The 15,288-nt window shown below is 44.3% G+C and carries 20 protein-coding genes, 1 tRNA gene and 1 pseudogene; all 22 read right to left on the bottom strand.

The genetic code is table 11. From position 1 onward, the window contains the following. Positions 1 to 21: 21 nt before the first annotated feature. Positions 22 to 108 (bottom strand) — tRNA-Leu (locus DXB00_RS00620). Between the two features lie 407 nt (positions 109 to 515). Next, positions 516 to 779 (bottom strand): hypothetical protein, encoded by a 264-nt coding sequence (locus DXB00_RS00615; RefSeq protein ID WP_119214375.1) that lies wholly within the window; start codon positions 777 to 779, stop codon positions 516 to 518. Between the two features lie 14 nt (positions 780 to 793). Further along, positions 794 to 3,514 carry a LuxR C-terminal-related transcriptional regulator gene (locus tag DXB00_RS00610; RefSeq protein WP_119214374.1) on the bottom strand — a complete coding sequence of 907 codons (2,721 nt, stop codon included), beginning with the start codon at positions 3,512 to 3,514 and terminating at the stop codon, positions 794 to 796. A gap of 3 nt (positions 3,515 to 3,517) precedes the next feature. Then, the gene (locus DXB00_RS00605; protein ID WP_119214373.1) at positions 3,518 to 4,075 is read right to left on the bottom strand and encodes a DUF2800 domain-containing protein; all 558 of its coding nucleotides are present in this window, start codon (positions 4,073 to 4,075) and stop codon (positions 3,518 to 3,520) included. Continuing rightward, positions 4,047 to 4,337 carry a hypothetical protein gene (locus tag DXB00_RS00600; RefSeq protein WP_003529525.1) on the bottom strand — a complete coding sequence of 97 codons (291 nt, stop codon included), beginning with the start codon at positions 4,335 to 4,337 and terminating at the stop codon, positions 4,047 to 4,049. The genes DXB00_RS00605 and DXB00_RS00600 overlap by 29 nt, the downstream gene beginning before the upstream one ends. 179 nt (positions 4,338 to 4,516) lie before the next feature. Next, the gene (locus DXB00_RS00595) at positions 4,517 to 5,287 is read right to left on the bottom strand and encodes a DUF4839 domain-containing protein (protein WP_119214372.1); all 771 of its coding nucleotides are present in this window, start codon (positions 5,285 to 5,287) and stop codon (positions 4,517 to 4,519) included. Positions 5,288 to 5,916: 629 nt separating this feature from the next. Beyond that, positions 5,917 to 6,147 (bottom strand): hypothetical protein, encoded by a 231-nt coding sequence (locus DXB00_RS00590; RefSeq protein WP_243107112.1) that lies wholly within the window; start codon positions 6,145 to 6,147, stop codon positions 5,917 to 5,919. 20 nt (positions 6,148 to 6,167) lie between these two features. Beyond that, a complete protein-coding gene (gene nrdG, locus DXB00_RS00585; protein ID WP_119214371.1) occupies positions 6,168 to 6,659 on the bottom strand; it encodes an anaerobic ribonucleoside-triphosphate reductase activating protein in 492 nt (163 codons plus the stop codon). Beyond that, on the bottom strand, positions 6,631 to 8,541 hold the full coding sequence (locus tag DXB00_RS00580; RefSeq protein WP_119214370.1) for an anaerobic ribonucleoside triphosphate reductase: 1,911 nt from the start codon (positions 8,539 to 8,541) through the stop codon (positions 6,631 to 6,633). The genes nrdG and DXB00_RS00580 overlap by 29 nt, the downstream gene beginning before the upstream one ends. 12 nt (positions 8,542 to 8,553) lie before the next feature. After that, entirely contained in the window at positions 8,554 to 8,889 is a 336-nt protein-coding gene (locus DXB00_RS00575; protein WP_119214369.1) for a nucleoside triphosphate pyrophosphohydrolase family protein, read from the bottom strand. After that, positions 8,828 to 9,028 (bottom strand): hypothetical protein, encoded by a 201-nt coding sequence (locus tag DXB00_RS00570; RefSeq protein ID WP_119214368.1) that lies wholly within the window; start codon positions 9,026 to 9,028, stop codon positions 8,828 to 8,830. The genes DXB00_RS00575 and DXB00_RS00570 overlap by 62 nt, the downstream gene beginning before the upstream one ends. Positions 9,029 to 9,088: 60 nt before the next feature. Continuing rightward, positions 9,089 to 9,286, bottom strand: a complete 198-nt coding sequence (locus tag DXB00_RS00565; protein WP_119214367.1) for a hypothetical protein — start codon at positions 9,284 to 9,286, stop codon at positions 9,089 to 9,091. An 88-nt stretch (positions 9,287 to 9,374) separates the two neighbouring features. Next, positions 9,375 to 9,566 carry a hypothetical protein gene (locus DXB00_RS00560; protein ID WP_003529507.1) on the bottom strand — a complete coding sequence of 64 codons (192 nt, stop codon included), beginning with the start codon at positions 9,564 to 9,566 and terminating at the stop codon, positions 9,375 to 9,377. Positions 9,567 to 9,802: 236 nt separating this feature from the next. Further along, a pseudogene (locus DXB00_RS00555) lies at positions 9,803 to 10,569 on the bottom strand (hypothetical protein). Continuing rightward, complete coding sequence (locus DXB00_RS00550; protein WP_119214365.1) at positions 10,556 to 11,068, bottom strand: DUF5662 family protein; 513 nt, start codon at positions 11,066 to 11,068, stop codon at positions 10,556 to 10,558. The pseudogene DXB00_RS00555 and the gene DXB00_RS00550 overlap by 14 nt, the downstream one beginning before the upstream one ends. Continuing rightward, positions 11,052 to 11,291, bottom strand: a complete 240-nt coding sequence (locus DXB00_RS00545) for a hypothetical protein (protein WP_119214364.1) — start codon at positions 11,289 to 11,291, stop codon at positions 11,052 to 11,054. The genes DXB00_RS00550 and DXB00_RS00545 overlap by 17 nt, the downstream gene beginning before the upstream one ends. Next, the gene (locus DXB00_RS00540; protein ID WP_119214363.1) at positions 11,284 to 11,583 is read right to left on the bottom strand and encodes a hypothetical protein; all 300 of its coding nucleotides are present in this window, start codon (positions 11,581 to 11,583) and stop codon (positions 11,284 to 11,286) included. The genes DXB00_RS00545 and DXB00_RS00540 overlap by 8 nt, the downstream gene beginning before the upstream one ends. Positions 11,584 to 11,607: 24 nt before the next feature. After that, entirely contained in the window at positions 11,608 to 11,766 is a 159-nt protein-coding gene (locus DXB00_RS16240; protein ID WP_158581243.1) for a hypothetical protein, read from the bottom strand. A gap of 292 nt (positions 11,767 to 12,058) precedes the next feature. Then, a complete protein-coding gene (locus tag DXB00_RS00535) occupies positions 12,059 to 12,328 on the bottom strand; it encodes a hypothetical protein (RefSeq protein WP_119214362.1) in 270 nt (89 codons plus the stop codon). Between the two features lie 197 nt (positions 12,329 to 12,525). Then, the gene (locus DXB00_RS00530) at positions 12,526 to 13,764 is read right to left on the bottom strand and encodes a DEAD/DEAH box helicase family protein (RefSeq protein WP_119214361.1); all 1,239 of its coding nucleotides are present in this window, start codon (positions 13,762 to 13,764) and stop codon (positions 12,526 to 12,528) included. Beyond that, the gene (locus DXB00_RS00525) at positions 13,764 to 14,633 is read right to left on the bottom strand and encodes an N-6 DNA methylase (protein ID WP_119214360.1); all 870 of its coding nucleotides are present in this window, start codon (positions 14,631 to 14,633) and stop codon (positions 13,764 to 13,766) included. Before DXB00_RS00525 ends, DXB00_RS00530 begins: the two co-directional genes overlap by 1 nt. A 128-nt stretch (positions 14,634 to 14,761) precedes the next feature. Then, positions 14,762 to 15,244 carry a hypothetical protein gene (locus tag DXB00_RS00520; protein WP_016406579.1) on the bottom strand — a complete coding sequence of 161 codons (483 nt, stop codon included), beginning with the start codon at positions 15,242 to 15,244 and terminating at the stop codon, positions 14,762 to 14,764. Positions 15,245 to 15,288 lie beyond the last annotated feature (44 nt).

Raw genomic sequence — 15,288 nt, 5'->3', positions numbered from 1 at the left:
CTGCCTCCTCTCTTAAAAATTTGGTGCGGATAACAGGAGTTGAACCTGCACGGAGTTACCTCCAATAAATTCTGAGTCTATTGCGTCTGCCAGTTCCGCCATATCCGCATACTTGTGCTGCACTTTCTGTCCAAACTGATACTCTTTTAGGTGGGAATAGGTGCAGTATTTGAAAGAACTTACAGAGCTGAATTTCCACCAATCACCGAAAGGAGAAAAGAAACATGAAAGGAGATGTTCACACTTTATGGAAAATGCTTCAACCCTGTAAGCTCGTTCAAATACTGCACCCGAGGGGGTAAGTCCCATTCCCAAAATATCCCTCCGGAGATTTTTTTAAGACCGCCGCGATGAGGTAGGGGGTGCGATTTTGGAGACCCCCTCCCCATGTCCTTAAGCCCTGCGGCAGCAGTGCAGATCAAGTGATTATTTGTTTGTATTGGCTTCAAGTTCAAATGTTTTCAGAGAAGAAAACAAAAACTTTATTCAAAGAGCATTAGACCTCAACCTATAGCTCAAGCCTTGTCTGCTTTTGTTATTTTCGTTCTCTTAACTTTCTTGTAAATGTTCATGAAGTCGTAACGAATGATCTCGTCAATCGCTCTTTCAATCTCTTGATTGTTCTCTTCTTCAGAGAATTGGTCAGAAGTGTGAGCAATTCGATCGAGATAAGCGCAAGTGTTGTAACCCTTTTCTACATCAAACAGGAACCAATCGGAGAACTGTTCAAATGGATTGTAAGGGTTGTCAAATGTGGTAAGGGCACAAGAACCATTCATACCAGTCACTCCTTTCAATTCAAGTAATTAGACACTGTGCTTGTTGAAATACCAAGAGCTTCAGCAATTTCCGATGTGCTGTAACCAGAAGCATTCATTGAAGCGATCTTATTCTGCTTTGCAGTGCTGAGAGTTGTTGTCGCTCTCGGTGTTGCACGCTGTCTAAGACTGTCAATGTCCACATTGTCGATGATTTGGGTAAGCTTATTCTCGCTAATAGCGCCAGCTTGAATTGCTTCCCATTCACGGTCAGTAATCTTGATGGTCTCTCGCTTTGCACCAACAGAGGCACGAGCCTGAGTAAGCGCCTGCTGGCTTGCTTTCTTGAGCTCGCCCTTTGTCATATCCGGATTGTCCTGCTTTTTAGCAGCCACTACCGCATTAGCCATAGTCTGAGCCTGCCTTTCTCTGGGTGCATTCTTCAGAGCTACATTGAGCTTAGCATTCAGAGAATCGACCTCAGCTTGATAGGTCTCTTTTGCAGTGGCGGAGTAGGGTACTTTCCCAGTGGAGAGGATCTCAAGACGAGCCTGGTTGCCCAGGGCTTTCATTTTGTTGGCATAGTTAGCATAAGCACGCTCCACGGGGGTATCAGCTTCGGACACCAGGGTGTAGGCATCCTTTGCCTCAGCCATCTTAGTGCTGGGCTGAGTACGCTCTTTGACCTTGCCAGTTCGCTTATCGACATAAACAGGATCATCCACATCTTTCCATATGTATTCGCCTGTCTTTTCATCGATTTTCGGACTACCTTGCCTCTTAGTGACAGAAGTCTCCGATTTAGCACGGGAAATCAGAGTCGAAGCACCCTCGTGGTATCTTCCGTCTTCATCAACCGTGCCCTGATACTTCTTTTTCAAAGAGCTGATGCCATTGTCGATCTCACTTTGCTTATAGTCCAGCTTGTGTTTTTCGGCATCGATAACTACCATGCTATGGCGAACGGCTCTTGCAAGCTCATCCTGCGTGGCACCCTTTAAAGTCATATCGGTAATCAGATTAGAAATGACACCCATCTCTTTCTGTGTGTTCTTCATAGGCTTGAAAGTGCCAGCCGGTTTTCCACCATACTCCAATTTTGGGTCAAATCCTTCAAGTCCCTTCAGAGGAGGAGTGGAAGTAATCTTGACCTTGCTTTTACCAGAGTTACAGGGGATGACCATGACAGTATCACCATCAAAGTCAGCACCTGAAAGCCGTTCCGCAACCTTACTGTTAATACCGATTGCATCTTTAGGTGTGTTGCCAAGGATTCGACGAGCCTCTGCCTGCTTGTTATTCACTGTAAGGATAGGAATCTCAAAGGTTCCGCCATGGGGGTAACGAACCAGAGCTACTGTTTCACCATTCTTGTAATTCGGGGCATACACTTCATTGTCTTTCATCGAAGTGATAGGTAGGATCACCTGATATTTCTGACGAGGAAGAGCAGCTGCCTGAAGGTGCACAGCAGCAGAGTCACAATCATCCGCAAAGGATTTCAGTAATGATTTTTTAACCGTCGGATTTGTCAGTGAGCAGATTTCATCAAATTCAGCCATCTTATCAGATGCCGCCAAGTTCAGCTGTTTATTGACCAGACTCAAACTCTGCTTAGAAAGAAACTGGGATGGGAGTTTATCCGCCCATTCACCCCAGTCGCCCTCTTCGGCACGCTTATTGATAAGGGAAAGCTGTCGTTTGCCATCAGCATCGATGTAATAGCTCTGCCCACCGGCTTTGATAAGTGAACCGAACGGATTGTCAGGGTCGTCCTTGACCTTCTTCAGAACATCCGATGTCGGGGTGCCTTTTTTCTTATTGGTATTGAACATTACGTCCACACCATCAGGAAGATCATCAGAATAGACAGCCATACCTTTCAAATATCTATTGCCGTCGACCAGGATACGAACCTGCGCATAATGGGAATCGCCAAGAGATAAGTCGTCTACACCACGACGAATTTCAATGACACCATCTTTCTGAATACCGCCATCTTCCGCATAACGGATTTTCAAGCGGCTTGAATCCATACTTTTAGGATAGACAAACTTGTCGAATGTCTCGCCGTCATCATGAGACACATAGTCTCTGACAGAATGAACATTCTCGAAATTATAAATCTCTTTATGCTCTGTTCCTGGAGGGCAGAGAACCTTGATGTTTGTTTGCTTACCCGGGTTTGTTACCTGAGGGACACCGCCGCCATAGATGGGATAGCCTTCCATTTCCAAAATATAAAGAGCCTGGTTCATTTTCTCTTTCGAAATACCAAGCTCTCTTTCGACTCCGGTTCCGACATCGATCATGCCTTTTTCCGAAATCTGTTTTTTCAGAAATTCAGCGGTCTGCTTTGCCTGATTCATACGAGCTTCGGAACTCTCATTCAAAAGCGAGCGAACCGAAGAATCGTTAGCAAAGCCCATCTTATCAGCGATTTCATTCAAACTATAACCCTTAGCACGAAGAGCCTTAGCCGTAGCGACATCAGCAGAACGGCGTTCATCCTTTGCAAGGCTCATCTGGGTACGAAATTGGGTTGTACTCAAGCCCATAGATTTTGCAATGGCTACTTCTCCTGTGTAAGTTTTTCCATCTTTATCGGTAAAGGTGAAATTGGACTTTTTCAGTTCCTCTACACGGGAAAGAAAATCACCGCTGTGCTGATAAGGGTTGTCACCCGAACCCCAAGGATAACGACCAGACCTTCTGGGCATACCGTAATGCATTAAAATATCATCCGTGAGACTCATGGTTTAACCCTCCTGTTCTTTGATTTTTCTGATAACCTTGTCGAAGGTAATAATTTTGTCCATGATTGGAACAATATCTTCGGCAGTAGGTGTGTGATATAGAATTTCATTGTTCTGATACAAACGAAGTTCCATCTCGATTTCCGATGGTTTCACCTTGTATTCCAAACAAAAAAGAGCAGCGTATATTTCAAGCTGCTCCATGTGCGCCGGCACGACACCGGTCTTCAAATCGTGAATACGAAGCGTGCCGTTCCGGAACACAATCGTATCAGCGGTGCCAAAGCAATTTTCTGAATAGAACAGAACCTGTTCAGGCACCATACGAAAACTGATTGCATCATTGACATACATGTTCAATGTTTTCTGTGACTTGGGAAGTTTTTGTCCCAAAGTGATGCATTGGCATGCAAAGTCATGCAGAACGGTCCCTCGCTGTGTAGCCAAAAACTTTGAATAAGCATCGGCTACTTTTGTTTCATCATAGTTGATCCAATGATACTTGCTGGCACCAAGAAAAGCGTGTTGCCCTTCAAGATTGGAATGATTGTTGAAGATCATGCAGCACTTCCTCCTTGTTCTCGGGGCAAATAAATCTGGAAAAAGACATCTCGTCCATCTTGCCCACATAATATTCTTGGTTTGGTTGCTTTTTTGCGCCAGCGTGTTGCTTACATTCCAGAGCAGCCCATTTGTCATTGAATAGAATAAGCAGATCAGGAATGCCCTGTAAATATCCAGAGTCGCTTTTCATCACGATGCAACCCGGAAAAAGTTTCTTAAGCTCCTTAATGAGCTTCGATTGAAATTGACTTTCGAGCATTGGCAAATGAGCCTCCTTTCATGTAGTTTTTCAAAACTGAAAAGAGAATGCCTATTCTTAAAAATAGCTTTTTTACTCCTCTCTTCATAAAAGGGAATGTATTTTTCGCGCGGCGAAAAAAGACATAAAAAAAGACCGAGACACTGTTTAAGCATCTCGGTCAAATATAAAGTTGTTTGTTATCGAGCTTCTACACTTACTGGATCAAGTTCAAAGAGACCGGTATCAGAATTGTAGCTCCGCACTTTAGCCTGTATTCTTACATTGCTGCCGACTTTGATATAATCAGCAAGCGTAAGTCCGTCTCCTAAATCATATACCCCAACATCCTTAAACTTAAAAGTTGGACCAGGGTTTGCAGTATTTTCATCTACATAGTCTCCCGCACTGATTAGCAAATCATATCGGGTGTCGTAATTATCGTGGTTTGTAAGATAGGTAATGCAGCCATTAAACTCAATAACCTGGTTCTTATGAGCCTCTGCAAAATCGGCATACGATTGGTCCATATCAGCTTTAAGAGAAAGTATTGCTGCCAATTCCGGAGAATTATCTACTGTCAAAATATCAGCAGCGGGCGTTTCGGTTGAAACGGATTCACTGTCTGATTCAGAAGTTTCTTTTTCCGGGAATGTGTGATATGTGATTATAACCTCGACATCAGCCGGATACCAAGCATCAGCAGAGTATCCAGTATCGCCATCTACGGAAACAGATTCGACCTCACCGTCTTTTGTAAGCCAACCAGTAACAAGGTCGTCAAGTTTTTCGAGTTTGATGTTTGTGAAGCCACTACTTTCAAACTCGTCAACTACTTTTTGATAATCCTTGCCTTTTTGAATACTGGAACCTGACGGAGTTTTAGCTTCACCTTCATGTCCCTCTGAACTACAACCTGCAATCGTAAATATCATGACAATCGCCATGCACGCTACCAAGAACTTTCTCATCTCATTGTCCCATCCTTTCCGAGGGCATTAAAAAAGTGCGCCCCCACAACGAGAGACGCACCGAAAAAGTGTCAACCCTCATTGTTGCCACACAATCTCAATCAAGCCGCAAAGGGACAAATGAAATGAGTAAAGAGAGAAAACACTTTTTACCAAAGCAGTTTTCCCTAAACGACTTGAACATATTAGATTGTGTGGCTCTTATAGTATAGCACAGTCTAAAAGAAAAAGGAAGAACTTTCGGTAAAAAGTCTTGACATTTTCGTCTACTTGTGCTATGTATTCCGACCTCTGGCCAAATGCCCACTTTTCTCGCCTTATTTATATATTTATTAAAACTTTTTATCGCAATTAAATAAGAAATAAAAGTGGGAAAGTGGGCTTTTTTCACAAAAAAAATTTCAAATCGGCGCAAATCGGCCATTTTGGGGCAAAAAACGCCTAAAAAGTGCCATTTTCAGAAAATGCCTACGAATTTTTCTGCCCACTTTTGGTTTTCAAAACCGGGCTTTTGCCCACTTTTTCTGGCTTTTTTCAAGAAAATTGTCCGTACACGCTCAAAAATTTTTTCAAAACCGGGCTTTTACCCGAATCCGCCAAACAAAAGTGGGCTAAAATTTACACAATTTTCAAGTATGTACGGACTCATTTCTCTCATCTCCAAACCCGTCCGTTCCGTTTATCAACCAGAATAATCCGACCTCGATCTCGAAGTCGGCCAACTCACACAAGTAAAACAGTGTATGCAGCAGCTTATGAAATCTTTCGTCTTCTTCACGCTCAATGTTCTTGAGGGCTTCGTAAGCGGTCGGGTCAGAATATCCTTCGGCATTTCGTCGAGGATTAGTAGTGTTCGCCATGATGCAGGTACTCCTTTCTTCTAAGTTTGTTTCAAGATTGCTACGCCTTCTTTCAAGCTTTCCGGAATATCAATTACTCGTTGGTTACGGCTTCCTCTGAAATCAAGCCCCAACGATTTTTCAGCCTGTACGAACGGACCGTCAACGAGCACATCAATATAATTCAGCAGCTCGGCACCCTGTCCGTACAAGTCTTCAAAAAGATAGCCAGTGTAGCACCAAACGCTGAGCCCCATTCCATGAGCTTTTTGAGCAATAAGACTACACTGACCAATTTGACAGAACGGCTCGCCTCCGGAAATGGTAATGCCGTCTATCCAATCTTTTCTTTTGGAAATATCATTGAGTATGTCTTCGATCAACACGAGTTTTCCGCCACCGAACGGGTGAGTTTGAGGATTGTGGCAGCCGGGACAATGATGTGGACAACCCTGTGCGAATATCACATACCGGATTCCTTCCCCGTCAACAATGGATTCCGGTTCAATTCCCGAAATTCGAATCAACTTCATGCTTGACACGATCTCGCTCCTCCGCACGCTTAGCGTCATTCCACTTGTCAAGAGTTCCGACCAAATATCCAGTGATACGACGAATGCGTTCGAATGGAACTCCATCGGCTTCGCTCCGTCCGCAGCAGGGGCATGTATCATTGATAATTCCGTTATAACCGCAGACAGGATCTCGGTCTACAGGATGATTGATGCTTCCGTAACCAATACCAGCTTCTTTCATGTGTCTTACAACACGCTCAAAAGCAGCCAGGTTTTTGGTCGGATCACCGTCCAGTTCTACATAAGAAATATGACCGGCGTTGGTGAGAGCATGGTATGGAGCTTCAATGTCGATCTTCTTAAGAGCCGGGAGATGATAATAGACCGGAACATGAAAACTGTTAGTGTAGTAGTCACGATCGGTAACACCTTTGATAATTCCATATCTCTCCCTGTCAGAGCGAAGCAGCCGCCCAGCCAAGCTCTCAGCAGGGGTAGCAAGACAGGTTACATTCATGCCGAGTTCAGTGCTCTTACGGTTGCAATAGTCACGAATATAACCTACAATTCGCAGCCCAAGCTCCTGAGAGAATTCATCTTCTCCATGGTGCTTACCGTTAAGCGCTACAAGGCACTCTGCAAGCCCGCAGAAGCCGATAGACAGCGTTCCGTGTTTTAAGACCTCTCCAACCATATCATCAGGGGAAAGCCCGTCAGAGTCCATCCAGACACCTTCTCCCATGAGAAATGGGAAGTTACGAACCACTCTCGAAGCCTGAATTTTATATCGGCAGAGAAGCTGCTGCATCGTCGCATCGAGCATTTTGTCCAGCAGTTTGAAGAAAGCAAGGTAGTCGCCTTTAGATTCAATTCCAAGTCGAGGCAGGTTGATCGATGTGAAACTCAGATTACCTCTGCCGGGAGCGATCTCGCGAGATGGGTCATAAACATTACCCATTACACGAGTACGGCAACCCATATAAGCAACTTCCGTTTCAGGATGACCGGGCTTGTAATACTGGAGATTAAAAGGTGCGTCAATGAAAGCAAAATTAGGAAAGAGTCTCTTGGCACTTACCTTCATCGCCAGTTTGAACAGGTCATAATTTGGGTCATCCGGATTATAGTTGACGCCTTCCTTGACTCTGAAAATCTGAATTGGGAAGATGGGTGTTTCGCCATGACCGAGCCCTGCTTCCGTAGCAAGTAGAAGCTGTTCAATAGCAAGACGACCTTCCCAAGATGTATCCGTGCCATAGTTGATAGAACTGAATGGAACCTGAGCACCGGCACGGGAATGCATCGTGTTCAGATTATGAATAAAACCCTCCATAGCCTGATAAGTATCACGAGTAGTCTTTTCCATAGCATAGTCAAGAATCCATGCTTTATCTTTCAGATCATTGAGGCGTTCGCAAATCGTATAACCCTCTTTCAGGTACTTCTGATAAGTATAACGGACACCCTCGGCCATTGCGTAATCGAAGTCGACGACACTTTGACCACCATGCTGGTCATTTTGGTTGGACTGAATGGCAATAGCAGCCAGAGCAGCATACGAACCGATGCTTTTGGGTGCTCTCAGATGACCGTGTCCGGTATTGAATCCGTTCTTGAAGAGTTTGCGAAGCTCAATCTGTGTGCAGGTTGTTGTCCATGCATAAAAGTCAAGATCGTGTATATGAATCCAACCATCACGGTGAAGTTCTGCAATTGCAGGTTTAATCAAATACTCCAGATTGTACTCCTTGGCGGTATTGGCACCATATTGCAGCATAGCCCCCATAGGGGAGTCACCGTTGATGTTGGCGTTATCTCGTTTCAAGTCGCTATCTTTTGCCTGAAGAACGGTAATGCTATCAAAAATAGTTTTTACCTTTTCTCCGAATTGTTCATTCATAGAAAATCCTCCTTAAATATCATCCTGATTGCGATGCAGACTGTGTTCAGCGTCGAAACCATCCGGATACCTGGCTTTCAGTTTGTCCACATTCATCTGCATGATGGTTTCAAGGTCATACCCAATGGCGTTTGCACTTACAGCAAGGTACCAAGCCACATCTCCAATCTCTTTAGCCATATGTGCAGTATCAAGTTCGTGTCCTTGAAACAGATGTTTTTTCAAAATATCAATTGCTTCGCCGGCTTCTCCGTTCAGACCCATTAAGCCATTGAGCAGAAGTCGGTCAGGCGGTAAATCTTTTGGAGCAGTGCGAAGAGCTGCCTGCTGATAGTCGTTCGGCGTCATATTTTTTCCTCCTGTGATTACGATTCACCAGTACAATAGCCTGGTTTATTTGAATATCAAGCTGACGTTGTTCCTTAGCTTCCCGAAGACGGTCATAAACAGCCTGAATATCCGCTTTTGTCGCTTCTATGGCAAGCATGATTTTCTCCTTTACATAAAAATAAGAGCCAAGGTTTAACCTCAGCTCTTACATAACCTGTTAATTTTTCGATTTGTGGTATTTCCAGGCTTCACAAACCGTTTCCTTGCATTTCGGATAATCAGGGCGTCCGCATTTGTTGCAGATAAGCTCTTCTCGTCCGAGATCCGGAATATCTTCTTCAAATTCTTTGATAACAGTTGTCCATGTGCCGTCTTTTCTTCGAACCGGACAGGACATTCTGGATTTGACTTTCATCGGCATCGCCTCCTTATAGTATGTTACCACAAATATAACAAAAGTAAAAGGGCTTGTTACGGCCCCTTTACCTTTGAAATCGAGTAACTTACGAAATCATGATCTTGTAGCGCTCGTTCAGCTCTTCGAACACTTCCTGATCTGCTGCAATGCTAATATGAAACTCAATCTTGCCCTTTTCGTTCAACACGGTTTGGACAGCAGGTTGAAGTTTTTCAGCAAACAGCATTCTCAAACAAGTGCCGAGTTGCCGATCATTAACTGCCAGAAAATAATTCATTGTGTGTTACCTCCTTTCATAATAGGGGGTGTATTTTTCGTGCAGGAAACCGTTTATTAGAGTTTCTCCGTCTCGATAAGGTGCTCACATTCATGTGGGTTTTCATCCGAGCAGACTTTATATTTATCCCAGTATCTCGGGCATTCATGTTCCTTTGCGTTTTTACTGCACATCGTCCATAGTGGACACAGCTCTCCGTAATAAGGAAGCTGATTGACTACGAATTTCATCATCTTTCATCCTTTCTTTTCGCCAGTAATCAGCTCAGAATAAGGCAGACTCTCAATCCAGTCACAGAACGTATGCCACTCGTCGAGCTTGTGGTTCCGACGGGACTTATAGATGTTCGCCAGAACCTCGTAGTTCAGCATAACTGTCCGGCGCTGGTTGTAAGAGCTCGGGAGAAGCTGGATCATCTGCCACCAATCCTGTTTATCCTTGGTTTCAAGGTAGTTTTCACGATATGCGTTTAGCATCTCGATCGTGCATCTAAGAACATCAAATGGTGTCATCCATACCTTGTGTGGCGAAGTGATATCTTCATCGACGATTACGCTCTCGATCCAGTTGCGATGATAAGGTTCGCGATCCAGATGCTCGCAACTAAAATCCGCCAGCGTAAACTCCTTATCCGCGATCTTATGCATCGTCGAGCAAGAATTGGCAACCGTACCAACCTTGTAGGTGTCAAACTCCTTCCACCAATACAGTGGGGCGGTGATGTCAAGATAGACCGTAATCATCCGCATGAACTTACGGTGATCGGTGCCGGCGTTGCGGAGGGTAGTCATGAGCTTCAGATCGTTCGGACCCACTTCAAAGCATTCAAAGCCCGTACAATCACGGTCATCTTTTGTGCAAATACCCTCTCGCTCGATTTTACCGCACTTTCCACAGTCAACAGCAGGATATGAGTCCGTCTTCTCCCAAGAGTTCTTAGGGTTCCTCATACCACGAATGGCGTGCTCCCAGCCATAACCTCGGCGTTTTCAATTTTCAGCATTTTCTACCTCCGCAAGCTTCATCCGAATCATTTCCAGAATCTCTTCCACAATCGAACGAGTATTATTGTGCATCTTAATATAATCGGCATGGTCTTTATACCAGGCAAACATTTCGGAAAGGTCACCTTTAATCCAGCTGAATGCCCACCAGTCACAGATCATCTCAATAATGTATGGATACGGCATTTCGATAAGGATAGTTCCTTCTTTAGGTTCGTCGTTGATTAAGACCCAATACTGCCAATGATGGGGGTTTCGGTGGATATGCATAAGCCATGCCCGGTTAAACGCCTCGATGATTGCTGGGGTTTGCTCCCCATAGAAATAGTTGTCATAAGGCGTGTACTCATCTGGCGTATTCTTCGACATATCATGGAACTCAATATTTCGAGTCGCCTCCACATCTGTCAGTTCAGGAATATAAGCAGCAATCCACTGATAAGCCTTTTTTACAGCTTGCCTGTGTTTTTCCAGATATTCATCATATTTTTGAGACATTGGATTCTCCTTTCTGATAGATAACCCGATCGCAAGCAACTTTGTTTACCACGCTGGTTGTGTAGTCGATTGTAGGTACCTCATGCTGCTCGAAATGGATTACTATGGAAAAATCAGTGATTAAATCATTTTCGGGATGCACCATCGATTCAGCTCGGTTGATAAGTTCTTGACCTGCGTCTTTTATTTGCTGAACAAGAGCATTACGATACCCATTAGTCATTTTTTTCGATCTCCTTTCTCAATTTATGAGCCATAGCCACCTGTTCCTCAAGCCCCGGCATATGAGGGCAGGGGTAATCGAGACCACAAAATAGACAAGTAACACCTCTCGTAAGAGTAAAGCATCGATTGCATAAAACCCGACAACTTTCTTTAAGTGAATCGTTTTCATTTTCGAGTTTTGAAAGCTTTTCATGGTATTCAGCCTGAAGGTCTGACAACTGTCTTTTCAGTTGTGCATTCTCTTCAGTAGCATCTGACGAAAGTGCCTTTCTGAACTCCTCAAGATTCATGTTTCTTTTCTCCTTTCAGAAATATCACTCTTGATCGAGCCGTGCTTGTTTAAGGATGCGACCAATTTCGTAAACAGATTTTGCCTGTGCAATTTTTCTCTTGACTTCTTCGCTATAGCAAAGTTCCGTTGCAATATCAATCGCATCCTTTTTCTCGGCATCAAGAATTGTTTTTGCTTTCATAGTTCATCGGTTTGTGGGAATTTGTATTGCTGGGTTCTGCGAGACAGTCATTGCACGGGTCTTTGGACTCTTCAAGACCGTGGTATTTGCAAGATTTGCAATACTGGTCAAAATAGACTTCCTTTTCTTCATTCATCTGCAAAAACTCCTTACAAAATCCACAGGATGCACTTCACAGCTAAAGCAATGACGACGGCAGAAACACAAAGACAAACTACCAGCGCGATAGCCTGCCCGATTTTATAAGCGACAGTATTCATTCTGTCTGAATTGTTGGTATTCTTATGCATATTCATCCTCCAAACTGAAGTCCGAGATGAGAATATAAATCTTTATAAAGGATCTTCTCCAACTCGTCCTTATACATTGTTACAACTTTGCCGTCTACTACACGGCTTACAGTTTCTCTCAAAATGGGAACTGCTATATCAGCAGTAACCGGGGCTTTGACATCTGCCATAATCGGTTCTGGTAAATATCCCAATGCTTCCATTTCCTTGTGCTCACAGGTCTCGACAAAAGGACATTCACGGCATTGCTTCGTCAGTCTTGCCAACGCCATCGTCCGTCACCTTCTTTCTCAGGTATCGCTCAATGTTTTTGCACCGATTTCGATTTGAGCATCGAATGACCGTGTCGGATATGACGATCTCTTCACTCATTCCGTATGCTTTTTGCGGTCGTTGAACATCTGGATCGAAGTCCATGCAAGCAGAGCAATACTCCGCGACATCAATTGTTATCATCTTTTCTCCTTTCTCAGGCAGCTTTGGGTTTATAGCTGCCGACATACTTGGTTTCGTTGAAATTCCGCTTCTCGCTTAACGCTCGACTGATAGCCAAATCAATGCCAGAACGGGACTTCAAATGGTAGTAATATAAATCTTTGAACGGAGTATTTAAGCGATCGGTTCGCCCAGCTGACTGCTTCATAATTTTGTAGGAGTAATTCTGCGAGTAGAACACAATGGTGTCTGTGCTAATACAGTTCCAACCTTCGGCTCCAGCAGTATACTGAACCAGATACACCCAGCTGTCGCAAGTTGGAATCGGTTGATGCTTGTGACCATTCCATTCTGCAATCTCAACATTTTCTCCATAGTAGAGATTTTTCAGAATATCAAGCTCGTAGTCGAAATTATAGAAGACGATCATTTTAGGATGTTTCTCAAACAGCTCCATTAGAGCGATTTGCCTGGACTCGTCCTCATTTACGATGCGTCTCCATACATAGCAGAGCTCTCCGGCGTTGACAATCGGCTCATTTTTATATGGGTTCCAGCGAAGACGACTTGTCTCTTTATACTTCGCAACATCATAATTGACATAAACATCTTCATGGTGTGAACAGGTTTCCCGCTTGAAATCCATATCTACAAGAATGCGATTGCGAAGTCGAATAAGCCGTCCGACTCCTAAATATCTGTCTACTTTTGGATACTTTCCGTTTACCCAAGTCATGACCATGTGTTCTTCCTTGAAGGCAGTCCGGTTTTTATAAAAGCCGTTTGCAACAAATACAGGAATATAATCCTCCCATGTATCACCTGGAGTTGCCGACAGCAAGATCCATTCGTTAAACTTGGCAATTTTCAGGAACGCCTTAACCCATGCTCCTGAACCGACAACACGCTGTTCGTCAAATATAAAGAAAGCGTCCGCAACCGTTGCGTACTTCCCAATGTTATTCCAGGAATCAACGACGACCTTATTTTTATAGGTATTGACTTCCGCGTGAACAGAGAGAAGGAAGGGTGAAAGCTCACCCTCCCATTCCAAAGTGTCTCTTTTTCTCGCCGTGGTGATGATGTACAGGTCTTTTGGCATACCCGGCATCCGAATATAATTCTTTGTACCGAGCTTACCGCCATTTTGCTTGTAGTAATAGGCTAAAGCTGTTCTGGATTTGCCACTACCGACACCGCCACAGAGAATGCAGCCGTTTTTCATTCTCTCAACGGCATCTGTTTGATAGTCTCGAAGTGATATACCTGCCATCAGCGCCCTCCGAAGATCCGACGCAGCACCCAGACATTAGAATAATACATTGGCGTGAACCAGTAGTTCTCTTTATTGTCGTTGTCCGTCATCGGTTCTGTCAGAGAGTTTCCGACCTTTACATATCCTGCTACCCCCAAAAGTGAAAGCTGAATATAACACATAAGCGCCACTGTTTCATCGATATCCTGTGCAACGACGAGAAGATGATTTTGGTAGTTCAGGTTTGCTTTTTCCAACTGCTTCCTTGCAGCGTGGATTCCGGCAATCAATGTGGCCCCAGCTCCGCAGCACGGATCGTTAATTGAAATATAACCGTCCTGTTCTACCTTTTTTACCGTGTCGTCCATCATCATTTCAGCCATTAGCTCGCAGACATGATACGGCGTAAAGATCTGTCCATTATGCTCGTTGCCGAGATTGAGAGACATAAAAATGCTGCCCAGAAAGTCCTGCTCCGGATTTTCTTCCAAAGCCAAGACAGTCTGAGCAGCCAGTTCAGGAAACACCTCTTGTTCCTGCTTATTGTACTTTTTGATGATTTCCAAATATAACGCTTCTCGCTTATCCCGGTGCTCCTTATCGAGAGGATTAGATAGCGAACAAGCGAACATAGTGATGAAGTCACGCCAAACATCCCAAGCCCGATGTCGATTGGTCAATCGTCCGAATGCATCTAAGAAAGCTTTTTCCGGAGACAAAACCTTTTTGTATTTTTCCCCAGCGGGCTTTTTTTGCTTTGGCGTTTCTTCTTTTTCCTCAGGCTCAGTCGTTTGCGGAATCTCTTCCACCGGCTGCTGAGGAGCAACTAAAGTAACTGCTTTAGGCTTGGTAGCCTTTTTGCGTTTCTTCTTTTTCTGCCACAACATGGCTTTACCTCCTTTCGGTTACTAAAGGGGAATAGGCTGTTTCCTCTTACCATCATAGGCGTGCACACCTAATCGAGACCTTACTGGACATTTAACCAGACATGTACTAAGCTGGCACCTATTCACCTTTAGAAGGGCATCTCCTCAGGACCCTCAGTTTCGGCATACTTTTCAGCGAATTCGTCTTCCTCAATGGTGACATACATCGTCTTAAGGTACGCCTTGACTCCGGTTTTGCCATTGACCTCCCAGTTGTAGGGGCGGATCGTCAGGTCAACATTGCGGATCTCTGCAAAGTCCAGAGTTCCGATAGACTCCTCATCCAGCTGAGTCTTAGCCCGACGAGTAATCATGATAACCTTCGGGGGGATGTTGTCGAAGCTGACCGCCACCTGAATATAATGGCGAGGAGCCTCGTCCTCATCACGAGGAGCTAAAACACGAACATTCCAGCCATCCTCAATAAGCTTCTGCGCCATATCGGGATCTTCAATGACCACGCAGAAATTGCGGGAGCCAGCACGATTGTACTTGGACTCCTCACCCTTAAAGTTGCGGAAGATAATTCGAGCATTCTCGATGATGATGTTGTCTACTGCTTTATAAGCCATAATTAGTTTCTCCTTTCAATTTTTGCGTTTATCGCATGGAAATG

Source organism: Butyricicoccus sp. OF10-2, from assembly GCF_003481925.1.
Lineage (GTDB): Bacteria > Bacillota > Clostridia > Oscillospirales > Butyricicoccaceae > Agathobaculum > Agathobaculum butyriciproducens.
This window is presented reverse-complemented; position numbering and strand designations above follow the sequence as displayed.

Coding starts and splice junctions, on each gene's coding strand:
- DXB00_RS00600 (WP_003529525.1), bottom strand. CDS start 4,337: ATGCTCGAAAGTCAATTTCAATCGAAGCTCATTAAGGAGCTTAAGAAA.
- DXB00_RS16240 (WP_158581243.1), bottom strand. CDS start 11,766: ATGAAAGCAAAAACAATTCTTGATGCCGAGAAAAAGGATGCGATTGAT.
- DXB00_RS00535 (WP_119214362.1), bottom strand. CDS start 12,328: ATGGCGTTGGCAAGACTGACGAAGCAATGCCGTGAATGTCCTTTTGTC.
- DXB00_RS00545 (WP_119214364.1), bottom strand. CDS start 11,291: ATGACTAATGGGTATCGTAATGCTCTTGTTCAGCAAATAAAAGACGCA.
- DXB00_RS00540 (WP_119214363.1), bottom strand. CDS start 11,583: ATGAATCTTGAGGAGTTCAGAAAGGCACTTTCGTCAGATGCTACTGAA.
- DXB00_RS00605 (WP_119214373.1), bottom strand. CDS start 4,075: ATGATCTTCAACAATCATTCCAATCTTGAAGGGCAACACGCTTTTCTT.
- DXB00_RS00610 (WP_119214374.1), bottom strand. CDS start 3,514: ATGAGTCTCACGGATGATATTTTAATGCATTACGGTATGCCCAGAAGG.
- DXB00_RS00550 (WP_119214365.1), bottom strand. CDS start 11,068: ATGTCTCAAAAATATGATGAATATCTGGAAAAACACAGGCAAGCTGTA.
- DXB00_RS00575 (WP_119214369.1), bottom strand. CDS start 8,889: ATGACGCCGAACGACTATCAGCAGGCAGCTCTTCGCACTGCTCCAAAA.
- DXB00_RS00530 (WP_119214361.1), bottom strand. CDS start 13,764: ATGGCAGGTATATCACTTCGAGACTATCAAACAGATGCCGTTGAGAGA.
- DXB00_RS00595 (WP_119214372.1), bottom strand. CDS start 5,287: ATGAGAAAGTTCTTGGTAGCGTGCATGGCGATTGTCATGATATTTACG.
- DXB00_RS00520 (WP_016406579.1), bottom strand. CDS start 15,244: ATGGCTTATAAAGCAGTAGACAACATCATCATCGAGAATGCTCGAATT.
- DXB00_RS00580 (WP_119214370.1), bottom strand. CDS start 8,541: ATGAATGAACAATTCGGAGAAAAGGTAAAAACTATTTTTGATAGCATT.
- DXB00_RS00560 (WP_003529507.1), bottom strand. CDS start 9,566: ATGAATTATTTTCTGGCAGTTAATGATCGGCAACTCGGCACTTGTTTG.
- nrdG (WP_119214371.1), bottom strand. CDS start 6,659: ATGAAGTTGATTCGAATTTCGGGAATTGAACCGGAATCCATTGTTGAC.
- DXB00_RS00570 (WP_119214368.1), bottom strand. CDS start 9,028: ATGCTTGCCATAGAAGCGACAAAAGCGGATATTCAGGCTGTTTATGAC.
- DXB00_RS00525 (WP_119214360.1), bottom strand. CDS start 14,633: ATGTTGTGGCAGAAAAAGAAGAAACGCAAAAAGGCTACCAAGCCTAAA.
- DXB00_RS00615 (WP_119214375.1), bottom strand. CDS start 779: ATGAATGGTTCTTGTGCCCTTACCACATTTGACAACCCTTACAATCCA.
- DXB00_RS00565 (WP_119214367.1), bottom strand. CDS start 9,286: ATGAAAGTCAAATCCAGAATGTCCTGTCCGGTTCGAAGAAAAGACGGC.
- DXB00_RS00590 (WP_243107112.1), bottom strand. CDS start 6,147: ATGGCGAACACTACTAATCCTCGACGAAATGCCGAAGGATATTCTGAC.